The 14003-nt window shown below is 56.1% G+C and carries 14 protein-coding genes; all 14 read left to right on the forward strand.

The genetic code is table 11. From position 1 onward, the window contains the following. The first annotated feature begins 3 nt into the window (after positions 1 to 3). The 14 genes from rnr to AAC019_RS01500 all read left to right on the forward strand — a co-directional run bounded on the left by rnr (position 4) and on the right by AAC019_RS01500 (position 13988). Positions 4 to 2595, forward strand: a complete 2592-nt coding sequence (rnr, locus tag AAC019_RS01435) for a ribonuclease R (RefSeq protein ID WP_339896773.1) — start codon at positions 4 to 6, stop codon at positions 2593 to 2595. 72 nt (positions 2596 to 2667) lie between these two features. Continuing rightward, positions 2668 to 3411, forward strand: coding sequence for a 23S rRNA (guanosine(2251)-2'-O)-methyltransferase RlmB (gene rlmB / locus AAC019_RS01440; protein ID WP_339896774.1), 744 nt, complete (start codon positions 2668 to 2670; stop codon positions 3409 to 3411). A 75-nt stretch (positions 3412 to 3486) separates the two neighbouring features. Beyond that, a complete protein-coding gene (gene nrdR, locus AAC019_RS01445; RefSeq protein WP_339896775.1) occupies positions 3487 to 3963 on the forward strand; it encodes a transcriptional regulator NrdR in 477 nt (158 codons plus the stop codon). A 43-nt stretch (positions 3964 to 4006) separates the two neighbouring features. Beyond that, a complete protein-coding gene (gene ribD, locus AAC019_RS01450; protein ID WP_339896776.1) occupies positions 4007 to 5152 on the forward strand; it encodes a bifunctional diaminohydroxyphosphoribosylaminopyrimidine deaminase/5-amino-6-(5-phosphoribosylamino)uracil reductase RibD in 1146 nt (381 codons plus the stop codon). A 10-nt stretch (positions 5153 to 5162) separates the two neighbouring features. Then, the gene (locus AAC019_RS01455) at positions 5163 to 5819 is read left to right on the forward strand and encodes a riboflavin synthase (protein ID WP_339896777.1); all 657 of its coding nucleotides are present in this window, start codon (positions 5163 to 5165) and stop codon (positions 5817 to 5819) included. After that, a complete protein-coding gene (ribBA, locus tag AAC019_RS01460; RefSeq protein WP_339896866.1) occupies positions 5819 to 6955 on the forward strand; it encodes a bifunctional 3,4-dihydroxy-2-butanone-4-phosphate synthase/GTP cyclohydrolase II in 1137 nt (378 codons plus the stop codon). Before AAC019_RS01455 ends, ribBA begins: the two co-directional genes overlap by 1 nt. An 11-nt stretch (positions 6956 to 6966) precedes the next feature. Beyond that, complete coding sequence (gene ribE, locus AAC019_RS01465) at positions 6967 to 7434, forward strand: 6,7-dimethyl-8-ribityllumazine synthase (protein ID WP_339896778.1); 468 nt, start codon at positions 6967 to 6969, stop codon at positions 7432 to 7434. Beyond that, positions 7434 to 7901, forward strand: coding sequence for a transcription antitermination factor NusB (nusB, locus tag AAC019_RS01470; RefSeq protein ID WP_041524105.1), 468 nt, complete (start codon positions 7434 to 7436; stop codon positions 7899 to 7901). Before ribE ends, nusB begins: the two co-directional genes overlap by 1 nt. Before the next feature lie 17 nt (positions 7902 to 7918). After that, entirely contained in the window at positions 7919 to 8908 is a 990-nt protein-coding gene (thiL, locus tag AAC019_RS01475) for a thiamine-phosphate kinase (protein ID WP_339896779.1), read from the forward strand. A 25-nt stretch (positions 8909 to 8933) separates the two neighbouring features. Further along, positions 8934 to 9407 (forward strand): phosphatidylglycerophosphatase A, encoded by a 474-nt coding sequence (locus AAC019_RS01480; protein ID WP_339896867.1) that lies wholly within the window; start codon positions 8934 to 8936, stop codon positions 9405 to 9407. A 40-nt stretch (positions 9408 to 9447) separates the two neighbouring features. After that, positions 9448 to 10089: a TIGR02281 family clan AA aspartic protease gene (locus tag AAC019_RS01485; protein WP_339896780.1), complete on the forward strand. Its 642-nt coding sequence runs from the start codon at positions 9448 to 9450 to the stop codon at positions 10087 to 10089. 203 nt (positions 10090 to 10292) lie between these two features. Then, on the forward strand, positions 10293 to 10898 hold the full coding sequence (gene ribA, locus AAC019_RS01490; RefSeq protein WP_339896781.1) for a GTP cyclohydrolase II: 606 nt from the start codon (positions 10293 to 10295) through the stop codon (positions 10896 to 10898). A gap of 18 nt (positions 10899 to 10916) precedes the next feature. Further along, entirely contained in the window at positions 10917 to 11723 is an 807-nt protein-coding gene (gene dapB / locus AAC019_RS01495; protein WP_339896782.1) for a 4-hydroxy-tetrahydrodipicolinate reductase, read from the forward strand. A 63-nt stretch (positions 11724 to 11786) separates the two neighbouring features. Beyond that, positions 11787 to 13988: a hypothetical protein gene (locus AAC019_RS01500; protein WP_339896783.1), complete on the forward strand. Its 2202-nt coding sequence runs from the start codon at positions 11787 to 11789 to the stop codon at positions 13986 to 13988. Positions 13989 to 14003 lie beyond the last annotated feature (15 nt).

Consider the following 14003-nt stretch of genomic DNA (forward strand, 5'->3'; position numbering starts at 1 on the left):
CATTTGAGTAAACGCCAAGGTCCACCTGTGGACCCTTTCGCCGAGCGAGAGGCGCAGAAGTACGACAATCCTATTCCCAGCCGTGAAGTTATTCTGGAGTTGCTGGATCGACAGGACGGCCCTGTCACCCACCCCGAAGCCTGCGACCTGCTGGGCATGGTTACCGAAGACGATATCGAGGCGCTGCGCCGCCGACTTATTGCCATGGCCCGTGACGGTCAGCTGATCAGCAACCGCCGTGGCGCTTTTGCGCGGGTAGACCGCATGGATATGATGCGCGCCCGTGTACAGGGCCACCGCGACGGCTACGGCTTTGCGGTGCCCGTTGAGGGCGGCGAAGACCTTTACCTGCACAACCGCCAGATGCGCAAAGTGTTTGATGGCGATGAAGTGCTGGTTAGGCTGCAGGGCGAGAACTACCGCGGCCGCGAAGAGGGCGCCATTGTCGAGGTGCTGTCGCGTAATACCAGCACCTTGGCGGGCCGTTTTATCAAAGAAGACGGCGTGCAATTTTTGCGTCCTGAAAACCGCCGCATTACCCAGGACATTATGATCGCTCAGGGCGCCGAAATGGGCGCCACCTCGGGGCAGATCGTGGTGGTTGAGATTACTCGCCAGCCCGAAAAACAGCGCCCGCCGCAAGGCAAGGTGATCCAGGTGCTGGGCGATCATATGGCTCCGGGTATGGAGATTGAGCTGGCCATTGAGGCGCACTCGATTCCCAATCAGTGGAGCTATAACGCACTTAGCGAGGCCGAAGCGCTACCCGTAGAAGTCGACGATAACGACAAGGGCGGCCGAATCGATTTGCGCGATTTACCCTTTGTCACAATCGATGGCGAAGACGCCCGCGACTTTGATGATGCCGTACTGTGTCAGCCGCGCAAAGGTGGCTGGCGCTTGTTTGTGGCCATTGCCGATGTGTCGCATTATGTGCGCCCCGGTAGCGGTTTGGATGACGATGCCAAGCGCCGCGCCACCAGTGTCTACTTCCCCGATCACGTAGTGCCGATGCTGCCGGAGAAAATCTCCAATGGCCTGTGCTCGCTAAATCCGCACGTCGACCGCCTGGTGATGGTGTGCGAGATGAACCTTAACACCAGCGGTAAAGTGACTGGCTACAAATTTTACGAGGGTATTATTCACTCGCACGCGCGGATGACCTACACCCAGGTGGGTGCGATCATCGATGGTGACGAGGCCATGCGCGCCGAGTACGCCGATCGCTTAGGTGATATCGAAGCGCTGCACAACCTGTACAAAGTGTTGCGCGAGTCACGCAGCGAGCGCGGCGCCATCGATTTTGAAACCGTCGAAACCCGTATTGTGTTTAACGACGAGCGCAAGATCGACGATATCGTGCCGGTTAAGCGCAACGATGCGCACAAACTGATTGAAGAGTGCATGTTGTGCGCTAACGTCTGTGCGGCGCGCTTTTTAGAGCAGCATAAAATCGCTTGCCTGTACCGCGTGCACCAGGGCCCAACTGCCGAGAAACTGGAAAACCTGCGTGAGTTTTTAGGTGAGCTAGGGTTAGGTCTGGGCGGCGGCGATGAGCCCACATCGGCGGACTACCAGGTATTGATGGAGGCCATCAAAGGTCGCGCCGATGCCAATATGATCCAAACCGTCATGCTGCGCAGTTTGCGTCAGGCTGTGTATCAGGCTGAAAACGAAGGCCACTTTGGCTTGGGTTACGATGCCTATGCGCACTTTACCTCGCCCATTCGTCGCTACCCCGATTTATTAGTGCACCGCGCGATTCGCTCGGTGGTACGCTCGGCGCAAGACTCGAGCCATGTGACTCGCGTCGAAGGCGTCAGCGATATCCCGCGGGGTAAAATCTACCCCTACGAAGTGGCCGACGTTATCGCCTTAGGTGAGCATTGCTCACTGGCCGAGCGCCGCGCTGACGAGGCCACACGCGATGTGGTGAGCTGGCTTAAGTGTGAATATCTGGAAGACAAAGTCGGCGATGTGTTCGACGGCATCATCAGTGCCGTGACAGGTTTTGGCGTGTTTGTCGAACTAAAAGACATCTACGTCGATGGCTTAGTACACATCACCGCGCTGCCGCAGGATTACTACCGATTTGATCCGGCTAAACACCGGTTGGTGGGCGATCGTACCCGGCAGGTGTTTGGTTTGGGCGACGAGCTGACCGTAAAAGTCGTGCGTGTGAGCCTGGACGAGCGCAAAATCGATTTCGAGCTGGACTCGGTTAAATCCGGTCGGCGCGCAGCCGCTAAAGATACCCGTGGTTCGGGTAAAGGGGCGGGTAAGTCCGGCGCTAAAGGCAAAAAGTCGGCGAAAAAACCTGGCCAAAAACCCGCTGCACGCTCGGGTAAAAACGATGATCGCCAGGGTAAGCGCGGCGGTGGGCAAAAGTCTTATCCGGATTCTCAGGGCAATCGCAAACCACGTAAGAGGAAGCGTTCTAATGGCTCTAAAACCGACTCGTCGGTTCGTCAATCGGCGCAAACTGCAGCAGTTCGACCGGCGCAAGATGGCTCAGCGAAAACGGGCGGATCTTTATTTGCGAAGGCAGCAGCTGGATTTAAGAAGACGCTGGCGAAGTTTAAAAAGAAGTCTTAGGCGCACCAATGCCATGCTGTTCTGGTGTGATAAGTACAGCGGCGGCGCGCCTCCATTGGAGAGCGATGATTCGTGAGTAAAACCGAAACCTTGTACGGCCTGCACGCCGTAACCACGGTATTAAAAAGCGCCCCCGAGCGAGTGTTAAGCTTGATGGCGCTGCAGGGGCGGCAAGATCAGCGGGTGCAAAAAGTACTGCAGCTGGCGGCGCAAAACGGTATATCCGTCGAGCAAGTGGCGCGTAAAAAACTGGATGCCCTGGCTGGTGATGGTAATCACCAGGGCATTATTGCCCACTGTCGCCCGGGCCAGGCCCACGACGAAAACTTTTTGTACGCCTTGCTTGATAACCTAGACGAAGCGCCGTTTTTATTGGTGCTCGACGGTGTAACAGACCCTCACAACTTAGGTGCCTGCCTGCGTTCAGCCGATGCCGCCGGTGTGCATGCGGTTATTGCTCCTAAAGACAACGCCGCCGGACTTAACCCCACGGTGCGCAAAGTGGCGTGTGGCGCGGCCGAATCGGTGCCTTTTATTCCGGTGACCAACCTGGCGCGCACCTTAACTCAGCTGCAAGAGCGTGGCTTGTGGTTGCGCGGCGCCGCCGGTGAGGCCAAAGCTACCGTTTACCAGGCCGATTTAACCGGCCCGCTGGTGCTGGTAATGGGGGCCGAGGGCACCGGTTTGCGCCGCCTGACCCGCGAAACCTGCGACGAGCTGATTAAAATCCCCATGGCGGGCAGCGTTAGCAGTTTGAATGTTTCGGTGGCCACCGGCATCTGCTTATTTGAGGCCGTGCGCCAGCGCGCCAGCTGAGTCTATGTGGGCGCACTTTGTGCCGCTTTTTTGTGCTAATATGCGCGCAAATTGCGCCAAGCGAGGCTGAACTTCATGCATTGTCCATTTTGCGGTGCCGATGAGACCAAAGTGATCGACTCACGGCTGGTGGCCGAGGGCGATCAGGTGCGCCGGCGCCGTGAGTGCTTAACCTGCCACGAGCGCTTTACCACCTACGAAGTCGCCGAGCTGGTTATGCCGCGCATCATTAAGCAGGACGGTACCCGCGAGCCGTTTGATGAGGCTAAGCTGCGCGCCGGTTTACAGCGCGCGCTGGAAAAACGCCCGGTCTCGGTAGAGTCTATCGAGAGCTCAATCAATAACATCAAGCACTTTTTGCAGGCCACCGGCGAGCGCGAAGTTGGCTCCCGACGGTTGGGCGAAAAAGTGATGGATGAGCTGCAAGGGCTGGACGAAGTCGCCTACGTGCGCTTTGCCTCGGTTTATCGCAGCTTTAAAGATCTGCATGAGTTCCGCCAAGAGATCGACCGATTGGAAGCCCACGAGGACGATCCGGCCGTCGAGCAATAGCCGTTTTTTGCCCTGATTCGGGCCAGTTTTCATGACACAAGATATGACAATCACAGACCGTGCTTTTATGGCCGAAGCGCTGGGCCTTGCCCGCCGTGGCTTGACCACCACCACACCCAACCCCATGGTGGGCTGCGTGCTGGTGCGCGATGGCAAGGTTATTGGCCGTGGCTGGCACGAGCGTGCCGGCGGCCCCCACGCCGAGATCAATGCCCTGCGCGATGCCGCCCGCAGCGCCGGTGGTGACCCGGACAGCCCCGACGCCTGGCGCGCTGCGGCCAATGGCGCCACCTGCTATGTAACGCTCGAGCCCTGCAGCCACACCGGCCGCACCGGCCCCTGTGCCGAGGCGCTGGTGGATGCCGGTATTAGCCGGGTGGTGTACGCCATGGAAGACCCCAACCCAGAAGTCTCCGGCACCGGCTTTATGCGCTTGCGCGAGGCGGGTATCGAGGTGTCGGGGCCGCTGCTGGAGGATGATGCGCTGGAGCTAAACGCTGGTTTCGTCCGGCGTATGCTGCGCGGCCGCCCTCGGGTGCGCTGTAAGTTGGCGATGAGTTTGGATGGCCGCACCGCCATGCAAAGCGGTGAGAGCCGCTGGGTTACCAGCCGCCGCGCGCGCGAAGACGTACAGCGCTTGCGTGCCGCCAGCTGCGCCCTGATTAGCGGTGTCGATACCGTACTGATGGACAACGCGAGTTTAACGGTACGCCGCGAAGATTGGCCCGAGGCGCCCGAGGGCGAGCTGCGCCAGCCGCTGCGGGTAATTCTCGACTCCAAAGGGCGCCTTAAGCCCGACTGTGAGCTAGTCAAGAACCGCTCGCCTATACTGGTGGTTCATACCGGCGCCGATATTAACGACGAGTGGCCGGAACATGTCGAGCATCTAGCGCTGCCGGCGTTTGAGGGCAGGGTACGGTTAGAGGCCGTGCTGGATGAGCTGGGCCGTCGCGGCTGCAACAATGTATTGGTTGAGGCCGGCGCGACTCTGGCGGGTAGCTTTTTGCGCCGCGCGCTGCTGGATGAAATTATTATTTATATGGCCCCCAAGCTGATGGGTAACAATGCCCGTGGGTTATTTGATTTGCCGGTGGATAAAATGTCTGGCCAATTGCCGCTGCACATTAATGATATCCGTGCGGTGGGGCAGGACTGGCGTATCACCGCCGTCCCGGACGTAGACAGTTAAGAGGCGCAGCATGTTTACCGGAATTATCGAAGCCATCGGTGAGGTCGTCGAACTTACCCCCAACAACGGCGATATTAGCCTGCGGGTGCGCACCGGTAAGTTGGATTTATCCGACGTGGCACTGGGCGATTCGATCGCTACCAACGGCGTGTGTTTAACCGTGGTGGATTTGCCCGACGATGGCTTTCGCGCCGATGTATCCCGCGAGAGCTTGTCGCTAACCACCATCGGGCAGTGGCGTACCGGCCAGCCGGTTAACCTCGAGAAGGCCCTGACCCCTACCACCCGTTTGGGGGGGCATATTGTCAGTGGCCACGTCGATGGCATTGGCGAGGTGGTGAGCCGTGTGGCTGACGCTCGCTCTGAGCGGTTTCGGCTGCGTGCGCCGGCCGGGTTGGCGCGCTATATTGCCCACAAGGGCTCAATCACTATTGATGGCACCAGCCTGACCGTTAACAAGGTGGAGGGCGCCGAGTTTGAGCTCAACATTGTGCCGCACACTTTGGCCGAAACCATTATGGGCCACTACAGTGCCGGCTCAAAGGTTAATCTTGAGGTGGACGTGCTCGCTCGCTACCTCGAGCGCTTGCTGCAAGGCGACCAAGCCGCGGCAACCGATGGCGATATCACCCTGGAATTTTTGACAGAGAACGGCTTTAACCGATGATGGAATTAAATACAGTTGAAGAGCTGATCGACGACCTGCGTCAGGGCAAAATGATCATCCTGATGGACGACGAAGATCGCGAAAACGAAGGTGACCTGATTATGGTCGCCGAGCAAGTGCGCGCCGAAGATATCAACTTTATGGCGAGCCACGCACGCGGCCTTATTTGCCTGACGTTAACCCGCGAGCGCTGCGAGCAATTGGGCTTGCCGCTTATGGTGCAAGACAATAAGGCAAAGTATTCCACCAACTTTACTACCTCAATTGAAGCGGCCGAGGGGGTGACCACAGGTATTTCGGCGGCCGACCGCGCTCGCACTATTCGCGTGGCAGCGGCTGAAAATGCAGTGCCTGATGATATCGTGCAGCCGGGACATATTTTTCCGATTATGGCGCAGCCCGGTGGTGTGATGGTCCGCGCAGGCCATACCGAGGCAGGTTGCGATTTGGCGCGGATGGCCGGTTACGAGTCCGCCTCGGTGCTGGTGGAGATTATGAACGCAGATGGCTCTATGGCGCGCCGGCCAGATCTGGAAGAGTTTGCCCGAACTCATGAATTAAAAATTGGCACCATCGCCGATTTAATTCACTACCGCGCCACCAAAGAGCAAACCGTCGAGTGCATTAACAAGCGCTCGGTAACCACTGAGTACGGTGATTTTGAGCTGCACACCTATCGCGATTTAGCCCGCGGCGATTTGCATTTTGCGATGGTAAAAGGTGAGCTAGACGCAGAGGATGACACTTTGGTGCGCGTACACGTGATGGATACCGCGCGGGATTTATTGGCCATTAAACGCCCCTCGGTGGATGGCGTGTGCTCCTGGACTTACGCCGAAGCGCTTAAGCGCATCGAGCGCGAAGGCAAGGGTGTGCTGGTGCTAATTTGCCACGATGAGGCCACCACCGATGTCGAAGAGTCTATCGATTGGTTGTTGTCTGGCCGGCCCCAGCGCCGCAGCCCGGATGTGGTTTATAAACAAGTGGGCACCGGCTCGCAAATTTTGCGCGATTTAGGCGTGCGCAAAATGCGTGTTATGTCGGCCCCGATGCGCTTTTCAGCGCTGTCGGGTTTTGATTTAGAAGTAGTGGATTACGTCGGCCCCGATGCCGACTCAGAGAATATTACCGAGTAAGAGAAGCGATTATGAATAACACTATTGTTGAAGGTGATTTTTCGGCATCGAGCGGCAAGTACGCCCTGATTGTCAGCCGTTGGAACAGCTTTGTGGTCGAGAGCTTAAAAGACGGGGCGCTGGACACCCTGCGCCGCCACGGCATTAGCGAAGACAATGTCACCATTTACTACGCGCCCGGCGCGTTTGAGTTTCCGCTGGTTGCGCAAAAAATTGCCGCCAAAGGTGAGTTTGATGCAATCATCGCTTTGGGCGCGGTTATTCGCGGCGGTACGCCGCACTTTGACTATGTGGCTGGCGAGTGCACCAAAGGGTTGTCGCAAGTATCTTTAAACGCCGGCGTGCCGATTACCTTTGGTGTGTTAACTGTCGATTCTATCGAGCAGGCCATCGAGCGCTCGGGCACCAAAGCCGGTAACAAAGGCGTCGAGGCGGCCGCTACGGCACTCGAAATGGTTTCACTGCTAGGTAAGATTTAATGAGCACAACCGATAAACAAGGCCCGTCACCTTCGGCGCGGCGCAAAGCACGTCACTATGCGCTGCAGGGTTTGTATCAGTGGAAAATGTCGGGCAATAGCGTCAATGTTATTGAAGCGTCGTTTCGCGCCGAGTACGACATGAAAAACGTCGACGTGCCTTACTTTCATGAGATCTTACATGAAGTGCCGGCACGCTTAGACGAAGTGCAGGCCGTGTTTGAGCCGCACCTGCAAGATCGCTCGCTGGCCGAGCTGGACCCGGTCACCGAAGCACTGTTGCGTTTGTCCGCCTACGAGCTTAAATACCGCATCGATGTGCCCTACAAAGTGGTGATCAACGAGGCTGTGGCACTGGCGAAAAAATTCGGCGCCACCGATAGCCATAAATTTGTTAACGGTGTGCTCGATCGGGCCGCCGCCGACGTGCGCGCGCTGGAAGTAAAAGCGCAGCGTCAGTCGCGCTAAACACTTAAGGGGTAAATGTGAGTGCCGGCGAGTTTGAGCTGATTAATCACTACTTTAAAGCGGCCCCGGATGCGATTACCCCGGCCTCGGTGTTGCTGGGTATTGGTGATGACGCGGCGCTGGTACAGCCTAGCTCCGGGCAGGCTTTGGTGGTGGCGGCCGATACTCTGGTCAGTGGTATTCACTTTCCCGCCGACGCGCCCGCCGAACAAATCGGCCAGCGTGCGCTGCGGGTAAACTTAAGCGATATCGCCGCCATGGGCGCGCAACCGCGCTGGTTTACTCTGGCCTTAACCCTGCCGGCAGACTGGGGCCCGGATACCCGGCGCGAGTGGGTGGCGGAGTTTAGCCGCGGCCTAAAGCAATGCGCCGACGAGTATCAATGCACCTTAATTGGTGGCGATACCACTAGCGGCCCGCTTTGCATCAGTATTCAAATGCTGGGCGAGGTGACAGCGGCCAAAGCATTGCGCCGCGATGGCGCTAACCTGGATGATTTTGTGTTGGTGACCCATACTCTGGGCGATGGCGCGGCAGCGCTGGATGTGCTCGATGAAAGCGTGGTGCAACATGCGTGGACAGAAGACGATCGCGCCTACTTGCGCGCGCGCTACTACCAGCCCGAGCCGCGCATTCAGGAAGGGCTGTTGTTGCAAGAGATCGCCAGCAGCGCACAGGATGTATCCGATGGCTTACTGGCTGACTTGGAGCATATTTGTCAGGCGAGCGATGTGGCCGCCGAAATCGACGTGGCCGAGCTGCCTCTAAGTGCCAGTTTGCAAAAGGTTGATGTGTCCCAGGCGCAGCGCTGGGCGCTTACCGGCGGTGACGATTACGAGCTGGTGTTTACCGTGCCCGAGCACAATATGCCCAAGCTTGCCATGGCGCAGGCGCAAGGCCAAATTCAAGCCACGGTGATTGGCCGTATTGTAAGCGGCGCCGGCGTTCACTGCGAATTAGACGGCGCACCTTTCAGCGTCGACTCAACAGGTTACCGACACTTTTGATATGAGCCAGTCTAAAACACTCCCTATGCCCACCCGCCGCCAACTGTTTAGCAACAGCAACCATCTGTTTGCGTTTGGTTTTGGCTCAGGCTTTGCGCCCAAGGCACCGGGCACCTTTGGCACCTTGGCCGCTATTCCCATTTACTGGCTGATCAGCGATTTAAGTTTACCTCTGTACGCTTTGTGGCTGGTGGTGACGTTCGCGCTTGGCGTTTATTGGTGTGAGAAAAGCTCCCGTGCGCTGGGTGTGCACGATCACCCGGGCATCGTCTGGGACGAAATGGTGGGCTACTGGCTAACCATGCTGTTGGCACCCCCCGAGTGGTACTGGATGCTGGCGGGCTTTGTGTTGTTTCGAATTTTTGATATTGCCAAGCCCTGGCCGGTATCGCTGGCCGATCGCAAAGTGTCGGGCGGCTTGGGCATCATGATAGACGATGTTTTGGCGGCCGGTTACGCCTGGCTTGCCATGCAATTATTAATTTGGTTATTGGTGTAAACGCAACTCGTAAAATGGATTAACGAGCAAGGAGAGGGATATGTGGCGTGCGAAACTAGCGGTTGTTTTAAGTGGCGTGTTGTTAACGGCGGCGGTGCAGGCGGTAGATTTGTCGGCCCACATGCTCGCCAAAGGCACAGCGCTTATTGGTGTTAATGGTAAGCAGCATATGTTGCGCGCCGGCCAAACAAGCCCCGAGGGCGTCACTTTGCTCAGCGCCTCGCGCGCGGGCGCCGAGGTTGAATACGAGGGGGAAACTTACACCCTTACGCTGTCGAGCCATATTGCCACAAGTTTTGTCGAGGCCGAATCGATCGAGGTGCGCTTAAATCAATCCCACGGTGGGCACTACCGCACCTCGGGTATGATTAATGGCCAAAGCGTTAACTTTATGGTGGATACCGGCGCAACTGCCATCGCCATGGGCGTGGGTCACGCCGAGCGCTTAGGGTTAAATTACCAAAGCGGCGACCAGGGCATGGTGAACACTGCCAATGGCCCGGCTCACGCCTATGGGGTGTGGCTGCGCAGTGTCGCGGTGGGGGGCATAACGCTCAGCAATGTTCAGGCGATCGTCATTGGTAATTTTGGCAGTCAGGATATTTTGTTGGGCAACAGCTTTTTGGGCAATATCGATATGAGTACCGAAAACGGCGTGCTGGTGCTGCGCGCGGTGCAGTAGCTTTTTTCGGTGTGACAAGCAAGTCGGTTGGACGGCAAAGACACTCGCTTAGATTTTGTCATCCCCGCGAAGGCGGGGATCCAGTGGCGTTGGGTACCGAGGTTTTTGCGTTAACTCAGTGCCATTAAAACCAGAGCGACCCGTTTGTTTATTAGGCTAACCGTAATACGATCAAATAGATTTTTATATTAAGAGAGACGTGAGTGACCATACAATTTGTCGAGTCTTCCAAGCTGCCAACCCCCTGGGGCATGTTCGTCATGCACGGGTTCTCCGACGATGGCATGGACAAAGAGCACCTGGTGCTAACCATGGGCGATATCTCCGGCCCCGAGCCGGTATTGGCGCGGGTGCACTCGGAGTGTTTAACCGGCGATGCACTGTTTAGCATGCGCTGCGATTGCGGCCCGCAGCTGCAGGCGGCGATGCACAAAATATCCATTGTCGGGCGCGGCGCCATTTTTTATCTGCGCCAGGAAGGCCGCGGTATTGGCTTGCTGAATAAAATTAAAGCCTACCACTTGCAAGATTGCGGCGCCGACACCGTCGAGGCTAACGAGCAACTGGGTTTTGGCGCGGATATGCGCGACTACAGCATTTTAAAACCCATGATGGATCATTTAACCATTCACTCGTTGAAGCTAATGACCAACAATCCACGCAAAGTCAAAGCGCTGGAGGATATGGGCATTACCATTGCCGAGCGTATCCCACACCAAACCGGGCGCAACCCGCACAACGCCAAATACCTTGAAACCAAAAAAGGTAAACTTGGCCATTTGTTTGAAGACGACAACAGCGCAGACTAATTCATAATAGGTTTACTCATGACAGTACGTATTGCCGTGACCGGCGCCGCCGGCCGTATGGGAAAAATTTTAATCGAGGCGGCGGTTGCTGCCACAGGTGCTGAGCTCACCGCCGCAATTGTGCGTCCCGGCAGCTCACTGGCGGGTGCAGATGCCGGCGAGTTGGCGGGTGTCGGCAAACAAGGCGTCACCATTGCGACCGACTTGGCTGACGTAATCGATAGCTTTGACGCCTTAATCGATTTTACCTCGCCGGCGGCCACACTGGCTAACGCCGAGCTTTGCGCCAAGCACGGTAAAGCGATGGTGATTGGCACCACCGGTTTTACCGACGCGGAAAAAGCCCAGCTGCTCGGCTATCAAAGCCAAACTCAACTGTGCCTGGCGGCTAACTTCAGCACCGGCGTCAACTTATGCTTTAAGCTGCTCGAAACCGCCGCGCGTGTGATGGCTGAAGAATCAGACATCGAAATCTACGAGGCGCACCATCGACATAAAGTGGATGCCCCCTCGGGCACCGCTTTGCGCATGGGCGAAGTCATTGCCGACACCACCGGGCGAGACTTAAACAAAGTGGCCGTGTACGGCCGCGAAGGCCAAACCGGCGCGCGCGTGCACGACACCATCGGCTTTGCCACCGTGCGCGGCGGCGATGTGGTGGGCGAGCACACAGTAATGTTTTTAGCCGACGGTGAGCGTGTCGAGATCACCCACAAAGCCTCGAGCCGGTTAGCCTTTGGCAATGGCGCGGTGCGCGCGGCAGGCTGGCTGCTGAGCCAAAAGCCCGGGCTTTACGATATGCAGGATGTGTTGGGGCTGCGCTAAATAGTAAATTGTGGCTGAGCTGCTAATGTTTGTCAGGATGTAGTAAAGGAGAAAGCGTTGTCCTTGAGTGTTAAAAAGGAAAACCGCGGAAGCAAAGAGACGATACAACTCATTTTTCTCAGTGCACTTTTGTGCGCCCTCACCGTCGTGTTTATTTACCTTGTGGCGTACGATTTATTGGTCAACGGGCCATTTGAGTGGCACCTGACCAGAAGCTCCGCCATCGAGGGCGGGGTGGAGGCCTTACTGTTAACAGCGGTCCTGTGTACGGCAATGATATGGCGCAACCGCTGGGCTATTGGCTTTGCTGTAATCTGTGCGCTGCTGTATGTGAGGCGCCACAACGCCGAGTTGACCCTGCTTGTGGGGTGGCTTTATTGGGAGCTACTACTTGCTCTTGGTCACCTTTTTCTAAATCGTGCCGTCAAAAGCAAAGTCGATAACAGCGCTGCAATTTTAGCCGGGATAGCGCTCTGGCTAATCATTACCTTTGTACTTTCGATGGTTAACCTCGCTTACCCGCGTGTATTGCTGATGGTATTGTGCTCCCTTGGCGTCGTATCTTTGCTGGTCAATCAGCGCGGCCTGGGGGTTGTTACACTGTGTCGCAATGTTCGGCCTGATGATGCCATGCAGGGAGCTCTGTTGGGTGGCGGCCTGGCATGGTTGCTCGTATTGGCCGCTCGTTCCCAAAATGTTATTGGCCACGATACTGTGTGGTACTTAAGTCGTAGCGATACGCTTTTGGCCCCGATGGGGTCTGTGTTTCAAAACCTAAATTTGGTTTCTCCAGTACATTACTTTCCAAAACTGTGGGAGTCACTGCTGTTACCTGTGACGGCATTTGATCAGCTGCGCCTGCTTGAAGGTGTTGCTATAGCACTTTTAGTGATTGCTAGTGCTGTTGTGTGGCAGCTGTGTGCCAAGCTTTCGCTGTCCAAGTTTTGGCGCATTATCGCGGCTTTCCTGCTGTTTACAATTCCTGCGTGGGCAAATACAGCATTGCAGATTAAGAGCGATGTGATTGCTACCTTTTTTCTACTTTTGATGCTGCTCAAGTTGGCGCCTTGGTTTTCGGAGCGATGTGTCGCCGGTCTGCTTTACGCGATGGCGGCAGCAGCTCTCGCCGTGTCCTGCAAATATACGGCGATTCCCTATGTTTTTGTTAGCATGGTTTTCGTTTTGCTGGAGTATTGGGGGCGCGGTAATGCCCGTTTACTGCAAATAGATCGTCCGCGGTTTTTAGCCTCTGCCAGTGTACTTGTCCTGGCGATTTGTGTGGCGGTTGTATTGCTGGTGCGAACTTGGTTGTTAACCGGGGTGCCAACAGTGGGGCCCGACCCGCTATTAAAGATTTGGCTTTGGCTTGGTTTTACTCAGCAAGAGCCCGCGGGCACTTTAAACTGGACGCGGCCACAAGTGTGGTCCGATGTGCCGATGCTTTTCTACGATTGGCTTTGGGCGCCCAGTAACATGAACAAAATTCGTATCAGCTGGCAGGGTAATTACTGGCTGCTATTTCTATTGGTTGGCGGCCTGTCCGCTCTGCTCGGCATGAAGGGTCGACCTCGAGCTTTAGGTTCTTTAGGTTCTTTAATGTTGGCTCTGTGTGGGTTAGGCCTGGTTGTCGCTGTCGCTTGGCGTTACCATTTTAGAGGTGGCGACGGTAATTACTATATGTACCCGCTGGCCCTGGCGACTTGTTTGTCGCTTGTCTGTATCGCTACGCGGCTAGATCACAGTGCGTGCTTCCGGCGAGTTTTAACGCTTGTGGTTCTGATGTTTGGTATTTTTCATGCGGGTCAAAGCTTTATCGCGGCTGCTTGGTCTACGCCGGGTACGCGCACGTTTGATTGGGATTTAGCAGCATCGCCCTTGGCTGGCGGAGATTGGCGCACGCGTAAATTACAGCGATTGGGGCTCTATAAAATCAGCTTGTATTTAGAGTCTCTGCCAGCCGATGCTCGGGTTGTGGCGCATGGTTTTGGGCAAAATGCATCGCTCTTGCCTGTGCCGACCGAAAATTTATTGTCGATTAAGTACGCCCGCCGTGAATATGTGAGTGATGTTGATAATGTCGCGCTGTTTTTACAGCGGTTTGATGTTGAGTATTTGCTTTTATCTTCTGAGCCAAAGCTGTTAAAAGAACTGCCTATGCTGAAAGAGCTGCATCACTATGCGCAATCCGGGCAGTGGGATCAGGTTGAAGGAGGCGGGGCAATTTTATATAAATTGCCCGCTCAGGTCGCTGGCTTACCTCGCTAGGCCAGCGCGGGTTGT

This window comes from uncultured Gilvimarinus sp. (genome assembly GCF_963975215.1).
Taxonomy (GTDB): domain Bacteria; phylum Pseudomonadota; class Gammaproteobacteria; order Pseudomonadales; family Cellvibrionaceae; genus Gilvimarinus.

Coding starts and splice junctions, on each gene's coding strand:
- AAC019_RS01480 (WP_339896867.1), top strand. CDS start 8,934: ATGCCCACCCGCCGCCAACTGTTTAGCAACAGCAACCATCTGTTTGCG.
- nrdR (WP_339896775.1), top strand. CDS start 3,487: ATGCATTGTCCATTTTGCGGTGCCGATGAGACCAAAGTGATCGACTCA.
- AAC019_RS01485 (WP_339896780.1), top strand. CDS start 9,448: ATGTGGCGTGCGAAACTAGCGGTTGTTTTAAGTGGCGTGTTGTTAACG.
- nusB (WP_041524105.1), top strand. CDS start 7,434: ATGAGCACAACCGATAAACAAGGCCCGTCACCTTCGGCGCGGCGCAAA.
- ribBA (WP_339896866.1), top strand. CDS start 5,819: ATGGAATTAAATACAGTTGAAGAGCTGATCGACGACCTGCGTCAGGGC.
- dapB (WP_339896782.1), top strand. CDS start 10,917: ATGACAGTACGTATTGCCGTGACCGGCGCCGCCGGCCGTATGGGAAAA.
- AAC019_RS01455 (WP_339896777.1), top strand. CDS start 5,163: ATGTTTACCGGAATTATCGAAGCCATCGGTGAGGTCGTCGAACTTACC.
- ribD (WP_339896776.1), top strand. CDS start 4,007: ATGACAATCACAGACCGTGCTTTTATGGCCGAAGCGCTGGGCCTTGCC.
- ribE (WP_339896778.1), top strand. CDS start 6,967: ATGAATAACACTATTGTTGAAGGTGATTTTTCGGCATCGAGCGGCAAG.